Below are 19,780 nucleotides of genomic sequence, written 5' to 3'. Positions count from 1 at the left end.
TGTCCGAGTGGCCGAAGGAGCTCCCCTGCTAAGGGAGTATAGAGTTTGTAGCTCTATCGAGGGTTCGAATCCCTCCTTCTCCACCATTTCTTATTAAAAACCGCTTAGTTGCGGTTTTTTTGTGCCTAAAATTTAACAGCCAATGTACCAAGGAGGGTGAGAACTATCCTAGGGTTCGATAAAATGTATGGAATAGTTTAAGCCGCCGTAAGCGTTGCGACGCAATTAATTACATAGATGTAATTAAGCTAACCCCTCCTTCTCCACCATAACTTTTATCAATCCGTAATTACTTAATTACTTTTAGAGGGATAAATGCCGCTATCAGAGTTAAAAGCTCTCATTTACGACTGCATGGAAGCAGAAGTTAGGCCAATGCAGGAGCAATTGCCAAGAACAACTAAATAGTAAACTTTTTCCTAGCTATCAACACGTTTACCTATCCTCAAAATAAACCTTAATCAGGGTTACTGGAATTATTAAAGCCACGTTGTTGCGATGAAAAATAAAACACATTGAATACACTTTGTAGTTACGGCATTATTAATCACATCAACAGTCGCGTAAGTTTAATTATGTTTCGTCTAATAACACCTTTAATAGGTTTTGTCGCTTTAAGTACACACGCAGCCCAAGACATTACGGTATACAAATGCACAATCAAAGGGGTCGCTACATTTAGCCAAACACCATGCGCTGACAATGCAGAAGTAATTAAACTAAAGCAACCTATGATTGCCGATAAATACGGCAATAATGCAAACTCACCGACTATGCCTGGCGCCTCTGTAGATAACTACATAGAGATCCAAAGAATCGAGCGTGAAATTAAACGCCACCAGCTTACTATTAAAAATTATAAAGAAGACTTAGCCAACGCGACCCAACAAGCCAGCTATATTACTCAAGACCAAGCTAATAGAATGGGCGCCGAATCAATAGCCGATGCAATTGCCACCAAAACTGCGACCATTCAAAACCGCTATAACGCACTCATTAGCGCCGTAGAGCAACAAGTTTCTATTTTACAGCATCAAAAACAACAACTTAGCAACCAACCTTAACGGCTACATAAACTGCTTGCAGGTTACACAGCCTGCACTTTGTAAAACATGTATAAAAAATACCGCAAATAACATACTGTTCGCTATACTGATATTTAAAATTAAGCCCTTTTGAAAAGTCAGGAAGCTATGTGAAAAATTTTAATTCAAAATATCATTCTGTTGTCTTTTACATAGTTTTTTCATTAGCGTACTTTTTAATTGGGATCTCACTTACAAAACTCGCCTTTAATACTCAAATTATTCCCGTATGGTTGCCTGCAGGCATTGCTTTAGTCGGATGCTATATTTGGTGGTGGCGCTTTGCTCCAGCGCTTTTTGTAGCAGCCTTTGCATTTAATTTTAATATTTTTGATAGTTCAGCACACGATATGGTGTTGGTTGGCAACACTTTCAGCCAAGCCACCTATATTGCGATTGGTATTGTATTGCAAGCAATGGTGGGGGCTGGCTTACTAAAGTATTGGCTGGGTCACCCGCTATTTTTTAAAAAACGCGCAAGTATCATTTATTTTATTTTTGTTGTAGGGATTGGGGTAAGCTTAATCTCTGCAAATTTTGGGGTATTTGCACTAAGCCAATTTAATCCCGCGTACGATATTAAAGATCATTGGCAAAATGTTTTATTTTGGTGGTTAGGAGACTCATTAGGGGTCATTATTGCTACCCCGCTACTATTGGTCTTAACTCAGATTAAAGGGGAAAATAGGCCAATAACACCGCTGCCTACTTTAGCGGTGTGTAGTATTTTATTTATATCTGTTGCTATAACCACTCAACTTTATAACCAAGAAAACAGGCAAAACACCGTTAAAGTCGCTGAACGTGAAGCGCAGGTGATAGAAAGTAGTTTATATCGCTATATCAACCAAAGCTTAATCGCGGTGCAAAGCTTAGCCAGCCAAGTGCAATCTACCCCAAATTTGAATCAACAAGACTTTTATGCCTATGCTAGTGAGTTATTAGCACAGCATTCATTTATTAAAGCGCTTTCGTGGAATCAAAAAATAGCGCAAAGTGAGCAAGCTTCATTTACCCAAGAAGTTGCCAATATATACCATCTAGACTTTGAAATTGTGGGGGAACCTCTTGAGCCAGACGATCCTATGGTTATTGTTAAGTACATTGCCCCTTTTAATGGCAACCAAAAAGCGGTTGGTTTTAATGTATATTCAAACCCAGATAGAAAAGCGTCGTTAATCAATCCAGCAATTAAATACCAGCCAGTTAGCACAAAAATTATTCAACTAGTGCAAACATCTGAGCCAGAACCAGCCTACCTACTATTTGCACCCGTTTACGAGCATCAACAGCAAAAAACTATTATAAAAGGCTATGCAACAGGTGTGTTTTTAGTACGTAATATTATTGAGCAAGCGATTAGCGAACAACAATCAGAAATGTTTTCTATTGCACTCTATGAAGATGAAAATAAGCCCGCCTTTTACAGTAACTACGGCAAAAGTTTAAGTATTGCACAGGGCAGCCGTATTATGAGGCTAAAACTTAACTTTGGAGGGCAAACGTGGAATGTACAATTGGCTTTAAAAGAAAAATACCTTGCCCCACATAGTAACCAACTAACACTATTTTTAATGGCCTTACAGTTAGTTGTATGTGCTTTAATTTTAACTGTTTTACTACTTTTTAATCAGCAACAAATAGCCCTTACCCGAAAGGTTGCAGAGCGCACTCACTCGCTTGCGCAAGCCAAAAAGCAATCAGACTTAGCTAATCAGGCCAAAAGTCGATTTTTAGCCAATATGAGTCACGAGATACGCACACCATTAAATGCAGTTATTGGTTTTTCATCATTAGCGCGTAAAGAAGATAACGCACAAACACTTATTGGTTACCTAGATAAAATAAACTCTTCATCTAAAAGCTTGCTGAACTTGATTAATGACATACTCGATATTTCAAAAATTGAATCACATAAGCTCAAGCTCGAAAGCACAGCGTTCGACTTAGATACAATTATAAAGCGTATTAACACAATGTTTGAAGCCAGTGCAGCCAACAAAGGGATTGGCTGGCAGGTTACAAACCAACTTCCGGTAGATACTTGGTATATAGGCGACCCTTTACGATTTGAGCAAGTAGTGCTGAATCTTTGTAGCAACGCTATAAAATTTACAGAGCAAGGTAAAGTAGCGGTGGCTTTTGATGGAGAGTTTATCAGTACTGACAAAGTCAAAATAACAGTCACCGTGACAGATACCGGTATTGGTATAAAACCAACTCAGCAATCCAAGCTCTTTAGTGCCTTTACTCAAGCAGACGACTCAACATCAAGACGCTATGGCGGCACAGGTCTAGGCTTAACTGTTGTAAAAGAGCTCACTAAATTAATGGGCGGTAATATAACACTGCAAAGTGAGCCAAATGTAGGTTCTACGTTTAAGTTTGACGTTATACTTAAAACAAGTCCCGCTCAAGAACCAGCCGAGCTCGTATACTCGGGCATTAAATTGGCAGCCTTAAAAATACTTGTCGCAGAAGATAACCCTGTAAACCAAATGGTTATTAAAGCTATGCTAGGTTCACTAGGCATTGTTGCGCACATGGTAGAAAATGGCGAAGCGGCAGTAGATATAGTAAAAGAGCAACACTTTGACTTAATTTTAATGGACTGCCAAATGCCTGTAATGGATGGTTACAGAGCCACCGCACTCATTAGGCAATTTAAAAATGAGCAAGAACTGCCTATTATCGCGCTGACCGCCGATGTTATGCCTGAAGACAAAGCCCATGCTCAAGCTGTTGGCTTTAATCAGCATCTTGCAAAACCACTAGACCTAACTAGGCTAACCGCATGTTTAGCGCAATACGCTGAAATTGAAGAGTATTAGTACAACAATACGTAAATAAACACACTGGTGTTTTAATTTTGGCTTAAAATGCATGCACTCATAATAAAGCAGCCCAAGGTAAGCAGTAATGGCAACTTTTACCCACCAATGGTTTAATAATATTAACCAAATAGACGCACACGAGTGGACTCGTTTATTTGGTAATGAGCCCTTTACCCGCCATGCATTTTTATATGCATTAGAGCAGAGCCACTGTGTAAACCAAGAAACCGGTTGGCAGCCTCATCACTTAGCGGTTTATGAAGCTGACAAGTTAGTCGCACTCGCGCCTGGGTATTTAAAAAGCCACTCATACGGCGAGTATGTATTTGATTGGGCGTGGGCAGAGGCCTTTGAGCAACACGGATTAGCCTATTATCCTAAATGGCTAAGCGGTGTGCCTTTTAGCCCCATTGAAGGCCAACGTATTGCCATTGCTCATGCGAATACACAAAGCGTATACGAGTACATAAAAAAGCAATTAAATTTAACGAGTATAGAGCAAGGTTGGTCTGGCTGGCATGTTAACTTTTGCCCAAAGATGCAAGCTCAAGCCCTGTGTACTGACGATATAATGCAGCGTGTGGGCGTGCAGTTTCAATGGTTTAATAAAGGCTTTAAAACCTTTGACGATTTTTTGAATACACTCACCGCACGCAAACGAAAAACACTAAAAAAAGAGCGTGCTAAAATAGCACAGCAAAGTATTACCATTGAATGGCTACAAGGCTCGCACATAAGCCCTGAAACAATGCAGCTATTTTGTGAGTTTTATCAACGTACTTATTTAAAGCGTTCTGGGCATTTAGGGTATTTAAATATTGAGTTTTTTACTTTATTACAGGCACTAATGGGCGATCAGCTAATTGTTATGCTTGCCAAAAAAGACAACAAAATAGTGGCAGCAACGCTAAGCTTACAGGGCGAAAACACCTTGTATGGCCGCTATTGGGGCGCCAACGAAGAAATAGATTCCCTTCATTTTGAGCTGTGTTACTACCAAGGGATTGAATTTGCGATTAAGCATAATTTACATTGCTTTCACTCGGGCGCTCAAGGTGAGCATAAAATACCTCGTGGGTTTGAGCCTGTTTTTACCTACTCCAGCCACTATATTGTTGAACCCGATTTTAGAGCAGCAATAAACGACTACCTAAAGCGAGAGCGCCAACATATGACAATGTATAAAACGCAGTGCGCTGATTTACTGCCGTTTAAAAACCAATAACTGATTATTAGCTGGCATAGCTGTATCACTTATGAGTGTAAGACCTGCTTGTGTTGCTAATTGCTCTATAGCCTCAAAATCACGAATACCGCTAAGTGGGTCACGTTGCGTTAAAAAGCGATCGAATTCTTCATTACTTGCACTTGTAAACTGTCCTTGGTATTTAAAAGGGCCATAAATACACACTACACCCTGACTTGCTAAGTGCGTTGCAGCCCCTTTAAAAAACTGCTCAACCAACGGCCAACTTACTATATGCAACGTATTTGCCGTGTAAATGGCATCCACGTTATTTACCGGCCATGCATAATTTAAGTCAAGCTCAAGAGGGCCGTGTAAATTAGTTAAATTTGCCTCCTTAAGCCATAAATTTATGCCCTCATGGTTTATACGTCGATCACTTGTATACCACTGTAGATGCGGTAATTGCTCAGCAAAAAACACACTATGCTGCCCCGTACCCGAGCCGACTTCAAGTACCGACTTTGTCTTATCAAAAACGGGTTTAAGCACCTCTAAAATAGGACCCTTATTGTTTTCGCACGCTTGTGAGAAAGGTTTATTCATGATTTGCACCAATAGTGAAATTTATTGCACAACATTAACGCAAAAAAATGACACTGAACAATTAAAGTTTTATAGATAATTTATAAAAGTGAGTTAATTCATGGCACTAAAATAAAAATAAGCCGATGGTATGTATTATGCTTTAACTTAATCAACCCTAAGTAGGGTGTATTACCAATATTAAATACGAGGATAAAATTATGCATACCCCCCCTTACACCGCTGTAGACGCTGTTGTCTCAGTGACAGAAAAAACCACCGAAAAACCAATTAGTACCTGTGATAGTAGAGCCACTGTAATCGACTTACTTTCTCACTGTAACCAAAATCAACAGGCGCTAAAAAAACATGAAACAGACCAAATATTCATTCTTGGCTATAATTGATATTCAATTAAACGCTGCAAATAAATTTAATAATAACTGTTTACACTGAAACCGATTAAATGTAATGATAACTATTATCGTTAACTTGAATCGGTTTTTTTATGTCTCCCTTTCAGGCATTACAGCCTTATCATCATGAACTTGCTTGTAACTGCTTACGCCCAGGCTTACATGCGCCTATGGTGGTAGCTCACTACATAGAAACCGCTTTAAACGTTGCTAAAAGCTTTGAAAAACAGCGTAACCCCTTACTACAAGAGTTATATTTATTACGCACTCACCATGAAATTATCAATAAAATGTGCGACCCTCTAATACACAATGCCATTCGCAAGCAATGCCTTGAGCAGTTATATAAACCCTTATTGGCATTAAAACGCTTTTACTATGCACATAACGATACTGAAAAATTTTTAAAACTTGAGCGCGAAGCTCGCGTACTCAGTCACGAATTTAACCCTTTTTAAGGAGCGACTTATGAGCAATTTTAGAACCGAATCCGACAGCATGGGTGAATTACAGGTCCCTAGTGATGCGCTATATCAAGCACAAACCCAGCGTGCAGTTAACAACTTTGCTATTAGTGACTTAGCCATGCCAAAACAATTTGTAACAGCGCTTGCATACATTAAACAAGCCGCTGCACAAAGTAACTTTGAGCTAAATCACTTAAGTAAAAGTAAAGCCAACGCTATTGAGCAAGCATGCCAACAAATTATTGATGGCGAGCATTATGAGCATTTCCCCGTTGATATTTTTCAAACTGGTTCAGGCACCAGCTCGAACATGAATGCGAATGAAGTTATCGCAACCCTTGCAACCCGTATAGGTAATGAGCTAGTTCACCCTAATGATGATGTAAATATGGGCCAAAGCTCTAACGATGTAGTACCGACAGCCATAGCCCTTAGTAGTGCTATTAACGTGGTTTATGAATTACTGCCATCTCTTGAAAAACTATCGCAGAGCTTAGAGCAAAAAAAGGCAGGCGTTGGCAAAATAGTTAAAACAGGGCGTACGCATTTAATGGATGCCATGCCCGTTACGTTTGAGCAAACGCTAAGCGCGTGGCAGTCACAAGTAAATAATGCTGCCTCTGGTATTCGCCATAGCTTAGAGCGAGTGTGCGAGCTTGCTCAAGGCGGGACTGCTGTTGGTACCGGCATTAATGCAGATGGTGAATTTGCTTCAAAATTTGCTAAAAACTTAAGCGCAAATGTGGGTATAAGCTTTAAACCAAGCAGTAACTTTTTTTACAACATTGGCTCACAAGATGCCATTGTAGCGCTTTCAGGTCAGCTAAAAGTATTGGCCGTAGCACAAATGAAAATAGCTAATGACTTACGCTGGATGAACTCGGGCCCACTTGCTGGACTTGGCGAAATAGAGCTTGAAGCACTGCAACCTGGCTCGTCGATTATGCCTGGCAAAGTTAACCCAGTGATCCCAGAAGCGGCAGCTATGGTAAGCGCTCAAGTTATAGGTAACGATGCAACCATCACTGTAGCAGGCCAAGCGGGTAATTTTGAGCTAAACGTCATGCTACCGGTTATTGCACATAATATTTTACAAAGCATTGAGCTACTTGCTAATAGCGCACAAGCATTGGCAGATAAAGCCATTGCAAGTTTTAAAGTAAACCAAACCAATATTGATAAAGCACTGGCTAAAAATCCAATTTTAGTGACTGCGCTGAATCCGGTGATCGGTTACGAAAAAGCAGCCAAAATAGCTAAGCAAGCGTATAAAGAAGCCCGCCCCATCATTGATGTGGCAGAGCAAGAAACCGACCTTTCACGCGGTGAATTAGAAAAGCTGCTTAACCCCACTAAACTTACTCAAGGCGGTTTATAAAGGTAAATCTAAAACGGCTTTAATTACTTGATAATATAGTTTTTATTGCCGTTAAAAATGCACCGTGTATGATAGTGATGAATAATTCATCACTATCAAGGTTTATTATGCGTACTCCACTGTTAGCCCTACTTTTACCACTTTGCTTAACCGCATGCCTAGAAACAACATCGCAAGATGCAGCCACTCACTCGGTGAACGAGCTTAAAGAAGTACCGCATAAAGAAGTACCTCAACAAACCAATAGTGAAAACAAGCACACACCCTCTACTGATGCATCTCAACCAATAAAAACCGCTTTAAAAGAAGTATCACTTAACGATATTAAAGCCGCAAAAAGCGAGCTTAATACGTTAATTGCCAATACTCAGTGCGATACCTCGGCACAATGTAAAGTTATGCCAATAGGAAGCAAAGCCTGCGGCGGACCAAGTGATTATGTTATTTATTCAACAAAAGCAGCTAAAGAGGGGCAAGTCAGTTCGCTTGCAAAGCAAATAACAACGCTTGAAAAAGCCTACAACACACAAAATGAAATGATGAGCACATGCCAGCATTTAACTTCTCCAAGCACGCAGTGTGTTGAAAATAAATGTGTTAAACTTGAAGGCTCAGCGGTAAGTGTATTTTAAGGACAAGGTTATGAGTTGTTTGCCATCAGCAATTAAATTATCAATTGTGAGTGTTGCCACCAGCGCTATGCTATTACTTAGCGGCTGTGCGAGCACATCATCAAGTACTGAACAAGATCAGAATTTGTCTGACTTGAACTACGACCTTAATAACATTGTTAGTGATAATAGTTGCACCGCAAGCTTTCAATGTAAGGTACTCGAAGTAGGTGCACGCGCGTGTGGTGGGCCAAGTAAGTATGTTGTGTATTCAACACTTAACACCTCTCAAGAGCACGCCGAAGAAGTGGCCCATAAAATTACACAGCAACAAAAAGCACAAAATAAAGCGCAAGGTTTAACCGATTGCTCACCCGTGCTTGAAGTGCAAACCTTGTGTATTAATCAGCAATGCCAAGCGTTTGATATAAAATAGCTATACACTATTTAAACCTTAAATTAAGCGTTAATTTAATAACGGAATTAGCGCTGATATAACCACCACCAACACCACACAAATTCCTGCTTTAACAATGTACTTCATTGGCATTTCTTTTTTTACCCAGTACGCATAAATAAAGCGCACAAAATAGCTGGCGGCAGTGCCAAACAAAGCAAATATAATAAGGTAAGTAATCAGTATAGTATTCAAAGCAGTACTTCTTTATAGTTGTTGCCCTTAGTGTAAGGGCTTAGTACAAAGAACGCAAAACACTGCTTTTATTGAGCCCCACACTTATATTAAGTGGTTAGTAACCCAAAGCGCTGATGCACTATTTAGCTTTTTTTGTGTGGGCAATTAAAAGCTCAGCAACTTGCTGTTTTACAGCTCGCTTATCATCACTTTGAACATTAAATCGTGTTGCTAACTGGGCTATTTCATCATCGTTTAAATTAAACGATAGGCGCTGACGTGTTTTTTTAGATTTTACATCTAAGCCTAAAATTTTACGGATCATATCTGAGGGCGTAAGCTCTTGGTCTATGGCCTGCTTTTTTATCGACTTTTGTACTTCGCTGCTTAAATCAAATGCCATTTGTGTGGCACGCACAGCTTGCTCTTGACGTAACCACTTGTCTTTAGCGTCACTCACTTCGCATCTCCTGGAAACAAGTCGACTATATCAGTAATTGGGCGTGTTAGCGTCAGTGACACTTCGGTCTCACCGCCATCCCATATTTCAATATTTAAGCCGTGCCCTTCGTCCGGCGATGCTAAACAAATCATTTCACAAGGTTCGCCACCCTCTTGCTCATAACGCGGCAATGACTGACCACGAAAATCTTTGTTATGGAAATAACACACATATGGCGACTCACTTTGCTGATAGCTTTTAGCTAAAAACTGCATAAACTGCTCAGGCGTATTTTGCACCTGTATATGGGTTAACGACTCTTCATCAAAAATGCGCGCAAATTCGTCTAGACCAAATATTTGCTCTACGTCGTCACGCTGAATTTTGATTGAAAAATTAGCCCACTGCTCACCATCATCTTGCTCAATTTGTAAAAATACCACCTGTCCGCTGTTCGTCTCTAGCACAAACTCAGTATCACTACTGTGCTGATATTGATAAGTTTGAATATCAATAACACGCAGCGTTTGCCCTTTTAACCACGACGGATATGCAAATGAGTCTATAACGCTAAACATGTCACCTTTTTTAAGCTCACTCGCATGGTTAAGCTGACGTTCTGGCTCTTTTTTTGATTTGAAAAAATTAAACATAATGAGACATCCCTTAAGCAAAAAAGGTAACTAAGCTAAGCTTAATTACCTTTTGTAAATAATGTACTAACTATTAGCCGTTTTGCTTGGCTTTAATGCGCGCTAAAATATCAGCACTTTTTGGGCTTGTATCGCCAATACCGGCTTCAGCCATTTTCGCTTTTAAATCGTCGCCATTTGTATCTGACTCAAGTTGCTTTGCAGCGCCTAACTGGTCGCTACGATCTTGCTGACGCTGTTTAATACGCTCAAGCGACTGGCGAGCCGAGGTCATAGACGAGCTATTAGTATTAAGCGTGCTGTTAACAGCCATTGTTGCTTGCTGTACGCTTTCTGTGGTTTTAACCATAGTAAGCTGACGTTGGTTTTCTTTAATCGACTTTTCAGCGTCTTTAACTTGCTGCTTAAGCGTTACAATGTGGTTGCTAAAGCCTGCTAAGACTTGCTCATGCTCTGCTTTTTCAGCTTCAAAATCACCAATTTTTTCTGCAATTTCTAATGCTAAGGCTTCGTTACCTTTTTCAAGAGCTTGGCCTGCATACGCTTCGTGCTCAGCAATTGAGGCATCTACCGCGCTAATTTTACGCTTAGTTTGCATTTCTTTAGCCATTACTTCTGTAAGGCTTTTTTTAGCACGATTAAGTGCATTTTGCGCATCTGCTATTTCTTGTTCAAAAATACGGATACCGTTTGCATCTACAATTGCTTCGCCCGCTTCACGCGCGCCGCCACGTACTGCTGTAAATAATTTTTTTAATATACTCATAATCTTAACTCCACTAACTAGTTACTAATCGTTTAAATACAAGGTCACGGCTTCTAGTGCGTCAATAGCGTTGTCTGCTAGTGTCACTAGTTCGTGGGTAATATCATCTAATGATGAATTTACCGACAGTGCACCAAAAATCGCGTATTTGTTATCGATTTTAGCAAATGCACTCAGTGGAATTGGCACGTTTAAACGCAGTAGTGTTTCGTTTAACTCGTTGCGTAATTCACTTTTTACTTCATCTTCGCCAAACAAGTAGCTAATACATAACAACTGCTCTTGTGTTTGCGTAACAAAAATTGGAAGCTCATCGTTTCCATCAACTATGACTTGTAAAACATCTTGCTCGCCAGGATTGGCAATCAAGAAAGACTCAAAGTTAGCGCCTTCGGTTTCAAAAGAAGCTAATTTTATTGAAAGTTCATTTAATTCCATGTCTCTGCCTTTTTGCTGTTTGACATATTATGTCTGAGTTAAGATTCGCATGGTCGACATAATATGTCAACCATGTTTTATTAATTTTTATACAATTCGCTTTCTATTTGCCACGCATTACGGTAGTAATCATATAGCTGACCCGAACCTAACCTATTGACTTCAATACTTTTAACTTGTTCAAAATACTGGTTAGGAAATACAAAGCTGGCTAATAAATATTCTTTGCTTACCCACCTTGATGGCACCGGCATAGCGCTTATATTTTTAATTCGCCCACTGGCTGGTTGACCCATTTTAGTGGCAATAGTCCACCCCCACTGTCCAAATGAAGGAATATTTTGCTGGTACTGCTCAACATAATCAAAACCAGCCGCTTTTACCGTTTTAGCAATACTTAAAAATGCTTTTTTGGCATGATAAGGCGAGGTTGACTGCACCGCCATTGCGCCATCGGGGGCCAAAAGTTGACGTACATGGTTATAAAAATAGTCGCTGTACATTTTGTTTAAATCGGGGTGATTTGGGTCCGGTAAATCAATTAAAATAGTGTCAAATTGCTTACCTTGATCAAGCAACTTTTCAACCTCTAAAAACGCATCGCCCACAATAATATTTGCACGCGGGTCTAACATTGAACGATTATTTAGCGCTAATAATCGCTTACTTATAGACTCAGGCGGTGTAAAATCTCCGTCTTTATGGCCAAATAAATTGAGCAGCTGTGCATCTAAATCAATTAACGTTACCTCGTTCACTGGCCACTTTAAAACATCTCTAAGGGCAAGCCCGTCACCACCACCAATAATTAATACGTTATCGTGCCGGTTTGATGCGAGCATGGCCGGATACACCAGCATTGAATGATATATTTGCTCATCAATACTTGAGAACTGTAAGCGCCCATTTAAATACAAATCGGTAATAGGCACTGGCTGGTTTTTGCTTAAGCGCTCAGTTAATACGACATGCTGGTATTTAGTTGCTTGTGAGTAAATAACTTTATCTTTGTAAAGCACATTACTTAAGCTGTTCATCCAGCTACTTCCCATCACTAAAATAAACCCAAACAGTGCCAGTAATACTATATGGCAAACTAAAAGTGCCTTAGCAAAGCGCACATGAGCATGGTAGCGCCATAAAAAGGCGAGCCCTGCCAATATGTTAAAAAGTGCTGTCCACGCTGCAGCTTGCATTATAGGCATCGCCAGCATAATGCTTACCCAAATAGCCGCACCAATACCGGCGCCAATATAATCGGCACCATAAATGGTGCCTGCATTGTTTTCTAAAAAGCGCCCGTACACATGTTGGCGAATACGCGCAATAAGCGGTATTTCCATACCAATAAACAAACCCAGTACTAAACCAAACACATAAGGTAAAAAGCGTGACCACTCTTGTAGCTTTTGAAATACATAGCCGTTAAGCACAATATCTGGCGGTAAATTAAAAATACTAGAAAACAAATGAGGAAGAGAATAACTTACAGCAATTACACCGGCTATTGCCAAAATACAGCCCATACCAATCAGGGCAATAATACTTTCCAGCCAAGCAAAGGCGGTAAAAGCATCTTTAAACCAACGGGCTAAAAATGCGCCTAAGCCCATAGCAACTATCATGGTGCCAATCATGGCATAGATAGCACTTTCTACAGAGCCCAGTACACGCCCTGCGTAATGCGAAAGTAAGTATTCATAAATAAGGCCGCACCCAGCGAGTACGGCCATAACAGTGATGAGTAAAATATCGTGCCCAAGTAAACGCGATTTACTTGGGCTAGTTGTAGTTGATGACACTGATTATGCGCCTAGTAAGGTTGCCATAGTAATACCGACAGCAAACGACACTGCAGCAGAAATAGCACCTACACCTACATTTTTCTGACGGTTTACTTCATCTGAAATATCACAACCTGATAAAATTATTTTTATGGTGATTAAATGTAAAATGATGAATGCCACTAAACTTACAATCGCGCTAATAGCCCAATAAAGCAGGCTGGCATTAATGTTATCGGCCGCATACGGTGCAATACCTGATGCCGCAGTAATAGCTAAGGCACTGCCTACTAAAAAGCCAGCGTAGCGTATACCTACCGCTAAATTGCCATCAATAATGGCTTGTTGTAAACAATCACCGCTTTTATTGGTACGCTTAAATAATTGTACGCGGTATTGGCTTACAAGCAGTAGTGCAACACTGCCAATAATAAAAGCCGCAATAACGATAGGCAGCCCGTGCCAACCCTCTGTTGCTACCCATAAAAGTGCAGAGCGAATCACAATCGCCACGCTTACTACATGACCAAAGTCGATAATAGAGGCCGTTACGTTACCTTTTACAATTTCGTCGTGCAGGCTGACTTTGCGAAGCGCAACCTTATCTTGAAAAAAGTGGCCCAATTTAATCAGTACAATGGCTAATACACCATAGCCTAGCATTTGCAGGGCTTCTTGTTGTAAAGAGGCAGCAAAAGCACCACTGCTCACACCCGTTAATACAATGGCAAGTGCGACTAAGCCTGCCGCAAAGCTAATACCAAAAGCAAAGTTATCGCGTTCTGTTATTTCGTCATTTGCATGAAGGTTTGAAACCCAGCCCTTAATGTATTTTAGGCTTACAAATAACAACACTATAATTGCAAAATCAATCGCCAAAGCTTGTAGCGACCACATAGTTATTCCATTAAATTCGTACATATTTCTAACTCCAACTTATTCTTTACTTACCACGGCTCACGCCACGAGAGGTTCTGCTACCGCTATTACGTACCGATCCAGAGCTGTTGCTATAACTACTCGAACGCGAGTAACTACTGCGGCTTTTAGGCGGTGTATAACTACTGCGGCTTAAACCCGAGGCACCCGATTTTTTGCTCGCATAAGGGCTAGTAAACTGCTTGCCTTGGCGTTGGTACGATTGACGCGTACGCGTTTCTAACGCACTTTGCGTTTTAATTTGTTTAGGGCTTGAGTAACGATAGCGGCCGTAATCGTTGTAATAGCTATATTTACGGCGGCTGCTCCAACGTCCGTATTCAACACGGTCAAATACATCGCCTAAAATACGGTACATGCCATACCACTGCCAAAAGCTAATACCATTACTATTCGTTTGCCAGTTACCGTAATTAGGGTTGCCCACCAATTGATTACCTTCGCCTGCGCCCTCTGCCTCTTGACTAATAGCACCAACGCGCGCAAGGCTGCCCTTAGACATATCGGCTAGCATATTAATCGGGTCAGTTAACGCGTCAGAAAACAGCGTAGGCTTAGCCGCCTCACGTAGTAAATCAATACTGTGTAGCGTGTCTTCGTAGGGAGGAATTAAATAAGTGCCTTTAATATCTTTAAGTCGTTGTGTTAAACCACTGTAAAGTGCACCCTGCCTTGTAGCATCAAGGGTAATTACATCAACAACCTGACTCAGTTCTGGCTGTTGCTGTTTAAGGAGTTTGCCATATTCTTTAAGCAATACAGCATTACGTATAGTGCCATTATCAAGCGCAGTACCAAGCTGTGCAAGCTCAACATCTGCCTTTTTAATAGACTCTTGAATTGTTTGTTGTAGTTGTTCTTCTTTAGATTGACAACCCATAAGCACTGCAAACAAACAAAACAGGCTCATAAGTTTCCAAGCTTTTATATTCGACATTCATGTCACCTGATTTAATAAATAACCGCATTAGTCTTACACAGGTCACTTATTAAGCCAAGAATGAAATTGCAACAAAGTAAGTCTGCCTAAAATAAAATAACCAGCTATAGTTACTCCATGAATTTAAACACATTCTTTTACTTACACATTTAGTAAGTAACATCAGCGCTACGCGTAAGCCTTCTATTAATAGATAGCACCAATAAGTAATAACTCTTTTAGTAATAGAGCACGGCAGTAAGAAGGGATTTGGCTAAATGTTTCATAGTATTCGTAACAAATTTATTATTATTACAACTTGTCTAATCGTACTAAGCGCTAGTTTTGTTTTTTATTTAGCAATTAATGAGCACGAGGATTTATACCGCCAATCAGTTGAAGAAAACCTCGATGCCATGTCATCAAATATTTCAGATAATTTGTTACGTGTTATGTCGCAAGAGATAGATTTATTTTCTATCACAACCGAGCTTTTGGGGTTAGATAGGTACGAGCACATAAAATTTGTAAATGTCTTTGATAGCAATTGGCAGCTAATACAGTCTTACGTGCACCCTAATTACTTAAAGTACGAGGATTTTACTCCACAGCTAAAGGGCATCAAACCGCAAAGCTTGCCCCGTACAGTCAGTGTTACTAACCAAGGCTTAGTTGCCTTAAAAACAATTGGTGAGGAACAGTTCCCTATAGGCTACTTATTAATTGTTCAAGATTTTAATAAGCCCCTTAATGAAAGCAAAGCGAGCTTATTTTATAGTGCGGCCCCTATCGTTATTTTTAGTATCGTGATCACCATCATCATCTCTTTTTGGATATACCAACATTTATTAAGCCCGCTATTAAAACTTTCTAAGTTCACGCAAAAAGTAGAAAAAACAAGAAGCTACCAACTTCAATACCAAGGTTCGGGCAACGATGAAGTATCGCAACTTGGTAAAGATATTAATAACTTACTTAACACTATTAACGCCCAAGTGGTTACTAATCAAAAAAACACCGCACAACTTTTAAAGCAAAAACAATCAATGGAGCACTTAGCTAACTTCGATATATTAACTGGTTTGCCAAATCGTATGTTCATTATGGCCTTACTAAAAGAAGAATTAACACGCTGTAAAAGCAACCATCAAGATTTAGCAATCATGTTTTTCGACGTAGATAGCTTTAAAGGTGTTAACGATACACTTGGCCATGAAACGGGCGACCTACTTTTAAAGGCGGTAGCCAGTAATATCAAAGAGCACTTACGCGAAAATGATGTTATTGCTCGCTTAGGAGGGGATGAGTTTTTAATAATGCTGCGTAATATAAATAATTACACCGACGTTATTAATATTGCGGAGCAAATTATCAACTCAATGCAAACACCTTTTACTATTAATCAGTGGGATATACCCACTGGGGTAAGTATTGGCATTGCCCACGCTAAAGAAGCTGAGTTTGACATTAATACATTAATTAGTAATGCAGACATCGCAATGTATGCCTCAAAAGAAAAAGGGAAAGGATCGTTCACCGTTTTTCATAAAAAGATGCTAGAAAACAGTAAGCGAATGGCTCAAGTTGCTAATTTAATTAGTCATGCAATTGCGCAAAATGAATTTGAAGTTGTGTATCAGTTAAAAATAGCCGCCAATGGTGAGGCTAATGGCCTTGAAGCACTTATTAGGTGGCAAAGTGAAGAGCTTGGCTTTATTTCACCAGGTGAGTTTATACCCATTGCAGAGCAAGCAGGTAAAATAAAAGCAATCACACAGTGGGTTGTCTCTAGGGTATTTCAAGATTTACCCACTTTAAAACAATCTATAGGTAACCATGTACGCGTTTCTTTAAACCTATCGAGCCATGATCTTAAAGATAACCACTTCATTAATGTAGTAAAAAATAAGTTGGTTAAATACAACGTCGACATTGCAAATATCCAGTTTGAAATTACCGAATCAAGCTATCTCGATAATTTTGAAAACTCCAATCAATTCTTTAACCAAATAAAAAAAATGGGCGGCTCTATAGCCCTTGATGATTTTGGAACGGGGTACTCATCGCTAAGCTACCTTACAAAAATAGATATCGATACCATCAAAATTGACCGTATGTTTGTTAATCAATTTGATAGTTCAGAAAAGGATGCGGCGGTATTAAAGGCCATACTCGATTTAAGTAAACGCCTAGGTTTAAAAATATGCAGTGAGGGTATAGAAACAGCCAGCCAGGCTAACTACCTAATTAAAAATGGCAGTGATGAAATGCAAGGATATTATTTTGCAAAGCCTGTAGCCCTATCCCACATACCAGCAGCTAAAGCCCAAGCAAAAGAGGCATTTAAAGCGCTAACTTTAAAATAAGTCAGCGCTACTAGGGCGTTAGCGTTACAACGGTTAGCTCGTCAGGAATTTTTGTATCAGCAGGTAAATAAGCAACTGCATTTTCTTCTTTCAACAAATACGCAATAATTTCTTTAGCCGAGCTAAATTCGATAGGTGGCTTGCTACGCCCTGTAAATCTCATCTGAGCCCAATAAGCCTGAATCCTAGATTCGGTTAAGCCAACCAACTTTGTATTAAAGTCGATTCGTAACGGGTTTCCGGCAGGTAAATTTACTGCTTTAAATTGACGACTCAACGCGCCGCCCATATAGATATGGCGAATTTGCTGCTTACTCAAAGCCAAGCTTTTATTGGCCGTATTAACAACAATGATCACTTTAGATGTATGGCTATTATCCGCGTAGGCTTGTACGCTAATACACAATAATGACCAAGTAAAAATAAACACCAGAATTATGTGTTTAATCACGTAAGTTAACTTAGAGTGCATCATCAAAATACCCAATCTAAGCCGATAAGGTAAAGATTCGTTTTTCTATTAAAGTTGGTATCCTCAGGGATAACAAAAAAAGAATTATTAACCTCATCGCCCTCTAAAGCAGATACCTCCGCTTTTAACGCCAGATTAGGTAATACATCCCATCGTATACCGAGTGTCCATGTTTTTAGTGAGTCGGGCGCCGATTCTGAAAATACGCTGTTATAGGCCTGTGCCAGCTGATCTAACTCTACACTAACGCCTACAGGGATCTCATTCTGATTAGCGTTAATTTCTACATCGCTATCTGCAAAGGTCAAATGATAAGTAAAAGGTGCATCGTTATAGCCTACGGTTAAGTAATAGCTTTGTATAATCGGAATTATATCCAGCTGTGTTTTAATCTTTACCCACTCACCTCTAAAAAAATAATCTAAATTATCATAAATAACACCAAGCTGATCTGCATGTGCACTGCCCTGTGTCGTCAGTGACGCTGCACTTAGGCTAAAATTAAAATTCTCTAAAGTATCTTGTAATTGGTTAATCGATTTAAGATCTAGCGCTATATTACCGTTATACCTTGAAGCTCTAAACTCTATATTTTCAATGTTCAACTTCCCTATAACACCCACTAAATTATCTACCTCAAAGCCTGTTTTAAAAGGGCCTATACCAATACTTCCCGACTCTTCGCCATAGTACCCTTCAATGCTGATATCAAAGTCATCTGAGCCAAATTTGTAAATAGCATCAATACCATTAAATGTTTTAAATAAATACGTGTCGTAAACTTGTTGTGGCGGATTGATCCATGGGTAGGCAAACCCTACATCAGAGAAGTCGCTCATTGTAAAAAATGGGGTGCGCAGCTTACCGACTTTTATCTGCAAATTGGTTGTCGGTGTATAAGTCAAATACAGCCATTCAAGTCCACTCTCACCAGATACCGTTGTACTATCGGATCTAAGTACCCCTTGTGCTGTCACTGACCAGTTTTTATTAAACTGATACTCAGCTTGAAGACCTATTAAGCTTGATGGTGAAAAGTTAAGAGTGTCGTCGTAACCTCTATATTCGACATCTCTTTCATCTAAGTAACCACCAATAACACGCGCGTAGCCCGAAAAATCAAACTCATCCGATTTAGCTGGTAAATGATGTAGGCCCACGATTAAAACGAATATCTGAAATATTTTATTTCGCATAGACATTCAGTAACCTATATAAAAAAGCGCTGAATATTAAAAAGTAACGACATTTTATAATTCTGCAGAATAATTATTATGAGGTATAACTATAGTCAAACTTAATGAGAGTGGATCAAAATAGTCTGAACTATAAGTTATTATTTTTATACATCTTACTAGATTAGTTAAGTTAAGAGACTTGCGTGTACTGTAATACCAATTCGCTTAATGGAGTAATCTATTTTGAAGCTTAAAAAAGAATCAATGTCAGTAAAAACTCACTATTTAGTTGTTATAAATTAGAGTCTTTAAAAGCAGATAGCGACACTTCCATACCCTTAAAATAATTGATACCAACCCTTACACAAAGGGGCTACGCTTTAGAGAAGGAAATACTGGATATAACTTTTCTTCAGACGTAAAAAACCCAACTATTGCAAGTCGGGCTTTCTTGTATTTGGCGCCAGGCGATGTCGTAGTGCCCACAGCAGTGGAGAGCCACATAACAGATGCTGAAATAACACCGGTCAATGAATTTGATAGCCAAAATACTATTCACAAAGAGGCGCTCCGCTTAGGAGACGCTACGCTTTAGAGAAGAAAATGCTGAATATTACTTTCCTTCAG

20 protein-coding genes are annotated in these 19,780 nt (G+C 39.6%); 9 read left to right on the top strand and 11 right to left on the bottom strand.

What is annotated here, in order from left to right:
• The first annotated feature begins 575 nt into the window (after nucleotides 1-575).
• The 3 genes from AN393_RS18650 (at nucleotide 576) to AN393_RS18640 (ending at nucleotide 5,144) form a co-directional block, all read left to right on the top strand.
• Nucleotides 576-1,064 carry an RNA-binding protein gene (locus AN393_RS18650; protein WP_055018859.1) on the top strand — a complete coding sequence of 163 codons (489 nt, stop codon included), beginning with the start codon at nucleotides 576-578 and terminating at the stop codon, nucleotides 1,062-1,064.
• A 131-nt stretch (nucleotides 1,065-1,195) separates the two neighbouring features.
• Complete coding sequence (locus tag AN393_RS18645) at nucleotides 1,196-3,916, top strand: ATP-binding protein (protein WP_055016828.1); 2,721 nt, start codon at nucleotides 1,196-1,198, stop codon at nucleotides 3,914-3,916.
• A gap of 88 nt (nucleotides 3,917-4,004) precedes the next feature.
• Nucleotides 4,005-5,144: a GNAT family N-acetyltransferase gene (locus tag AN393_RS18640; protein ID WP_055016829.1), complete on the top strand. Its 1,140-nt coding sequence runs from the start codon at nucleotides 4,005-4,007 to the stop codon at nucleotides 5,142-5,144.
• Here the strand turns inward: AN393_RS18640 and AN393_RS18635 are convergent.
• Nucleotides 5,121-5,711 carry a DUF938 domain-containing protein gene (locus AN393_RS18635; protein WP_055016830.1) on the bottom strand — a complete coding sequence of 197 codons (591 nt, stop codon included), beginning with the start codon at nucleotides 5,709-5,711 and terminating at the stop codon, nucleotides 5,121-5,123. The two genes, AN393_RS18640 and AN393_RS18635, sit on opposite strands and share 24 nt — an antisense overlap.
• A 200-nt stretch (nucleotides 5,712-5,911) precedes the next feature.
• On the opposite strand from AN393_RS18635, the gene AN393_RS18630 reads away from it, so the two are divergent.
• From AN393_RS18630 to AN393_RS18610, 5 genes are all read left to right on the top strand, one after another.
• The gene (locus AN393_RS18630; RefSeq protein WP_055016831.1) at nucleotides 5,912-6,097 is read left to right on the top strand and encodes a hypothetical protein; all 186 of its coding nucleotides are present in this window, start codon (nucleotides 5,912-5,914) and stop codon (nucleotides 6,095-6,097) included.
• 101 nt (nucleotides 6,098-6,198) lie between these two features.
• Entirely contained in the window at nucleotides 6,199-6,564 is a 366-nt protein-coding gene (locus tag AN393_RS18625) for a hypothetical protein (protein WP_004589147.1), read from the top strand.
• 10 nt (nucleotides 6,565-6,574) lie between these two features.
• Entirely contained in the window at nucleotides 6,575-7,951 is a 1,377-nt protein-coding gene (locus tag AN393_RS18620) for a lyase family protein (RefSeq protein ID WP_055018858.1), read from the top strand.
• A gap of 68 nt (nucleotides 7,952-8,019) precedes the next feature.
• Nucleotides 8,020-8,583: a hypothetical protein gene (locus AN393_RS18615; RefSeq protein WP_082422800.1), complete on the top strand. Its 564-nt coding sequence runs from the start codon at nucleotides 8,020-8,022 to the stop codon at nucleotides 8,581-8,583.
• Nucleotides 8,584-8,593: 10 nt separating this feature from the next.
• Nucleotides 8,594-8,998, top strand: coding sequence for a hypothetical protein (locus tag AN393_RS18610; RefSeq protein ID WP_055016834.1), 405 nt, complete (start codon nucleotides 8,594-8,596; stop codon nucleotides 8,996-8,998).
• Nucleotides 8,999-9,028: 30 nt separating this feature from the next.
• On the opposite strand, the gene AN393_RS18605 is transcribed toward AN393_RS18610, so the two are convergent.
• From AN393_RS18605 to AN393_RS18570, 8 genes are all read right to left on the bottom strand, one after another.
• Nucleotides 9,029-9,214 (bottom strand): hypothetical protein, encoded by a 186-nt coding sequence (locus tag AN393_RS18605; protein ID WP_055016835.1) that lies wholly within the window; start codon nucleotides 9,212-9,214, stop codon nucleotides 9,029-9,031.
• Nucleotides 9,215-9,335: 121 nt separating this feature from the next.
• Entirely contained in the window at nucleotides 9,336-9,656 is a 321-nt protein-coding gene (locus AN393_RS18600) for a hypothetical protein (protein ID WP_055016836.1), read from the bottom strand.
• Entirely contained in the window at nucleotides 9,653-10,291 is a 639-nt protein-coding gene (locus tag AN393_RS18595) for a DUF4178 domain-containing protein (RefSeq protein ID WP_024032119.1), read from the bottom strand. The genes AN393_RS18600 and AN393_RS18595 overlap by 4 nt, the downstream gene beginning before the upstream one ends.
• A 73-nt stretch (nucleotides 10,292-10,364) precedes the next feature.
• Complete coding sequence (locus AN393_RS18590) at nucleotides 10,365-11,057, bottom strand: PspA/IM30 family protein (protein ID WP_055016837.1); 693 nt, start codon at nucleotides 11,055-11,057, stop codon at nucleotides 10,365-10,367.
• Between the two features lie 24 nt (nucleotides 11,058-11,081).
• Nucleotides 11,082-11,495: a YjfI family protein gene (locus tag AN393_RS18585; RefSeq protein ID WP_004589139.1), complete on the bottom strand. Its 414-nt coding sequence runs from the start codon at nucleotides 11,493-11,495 to the stop codon at nucleotides 11,082-11,084.
• 80 nt (nucleotides 11,496-11,575) lie between these two features.
• Complete coding sequence (locus AN393_RS18580) at nucleotides 11,576-13,297, bottom strand: polyamine aminopropyltransferase (RefSeq protein WP_055016838.1); 1,722 nt, start codon at nucleotides 13,295-13,297, stop codon at nucleotides 11,576-11,578.
• A 3-nt stretch (nucleotides 13,298-13,300) separates the two neighbouring features.
• Nucleotides 13,301-14,200, bottom strand: coding sequence for a DUF350 domain-containing protein (locus AN393_RS18575; RefSeq protein ID WP_055018856.1), 900 nt, complete (start codon nucleotides 14,198-14,200; stop codon nucleotides 13,301-13,303).
• Nucleotides 14,201-14,222: 22 nt separating this feature from the next.
• The gene (locus AN393_RS18570; RefSeq protein ID WP_055016840.1) at nucleotides 14,223-15,155 is read right to left on the bottom strand and encodes a hypothetical protein; all 933 of its coding nucleotides are present in this window, start codon (nucleotides 15,153-15,155) and stop codon (nucleotides 14,223-14,225) included.
• A gap of 260 nt (nucleotides 15,156-15,415) precedes the next feature.
• Between AN393_RS18570 and AN393_RS18565 the strand changes: the two genes are divergently transcribed.
• Nucleotides 15,416-17,503, top strand: a complete 2,088-nt coding sequence (locus AN393_RS18565) for a bifunctional diguanylate cyclase/phosphodiesterase (protein ID WP_055018855.1) — start codon at nucleotides 15,416-15,418, stop codon at nucleotides 17,501-17,503.
• 10 nt (nucleotides 17,504-17,513) lie between these two features.
• Here AN393_RS18565 and AN393_RS18560 read toward each other — a convergent pair whose 3' ends face one another.
• Complete coding sequence (locus AN393_RS18560; protein WP_055016842.1) at nucleotides 17,514-17,978, bottom strand: hypothetical protein; 465 nt, start codon at nucleotides 17,976-17,978, stop codon at nucleotides 17,514-17,516.
• Nucleotides 17,978-19,177 (bottom strand): hypothetical protein, encoded by a 1,200-nt coding sequence (locus tag AN393_RS18555; protein WP_235576000.1) that lies wholly within the window; start codon nucleotides 19,175-19,177, stop codon nucleotides 17,978-17,980. The genes AN393_RS18560 and AN393_RS18555 overlap by 1 nt, the downstream gene beginning before the upstream one ends.
• Nucleotides 19,178-19,780: the final 603 nt, after the last annotated feature.

Source organism: Pseudoalteromonas sp. P1-25 (genome assembly GCF_001401805.1).
Lineage (GTDB): Bacteria > Pseudomonadota > Gammaproteobacteria > Enterobacterales > Alteromonadaceae > Pseudoalteromonas.
This window is presented reverse-complemented; position numbering and strand designations above follow the sequence as displayed.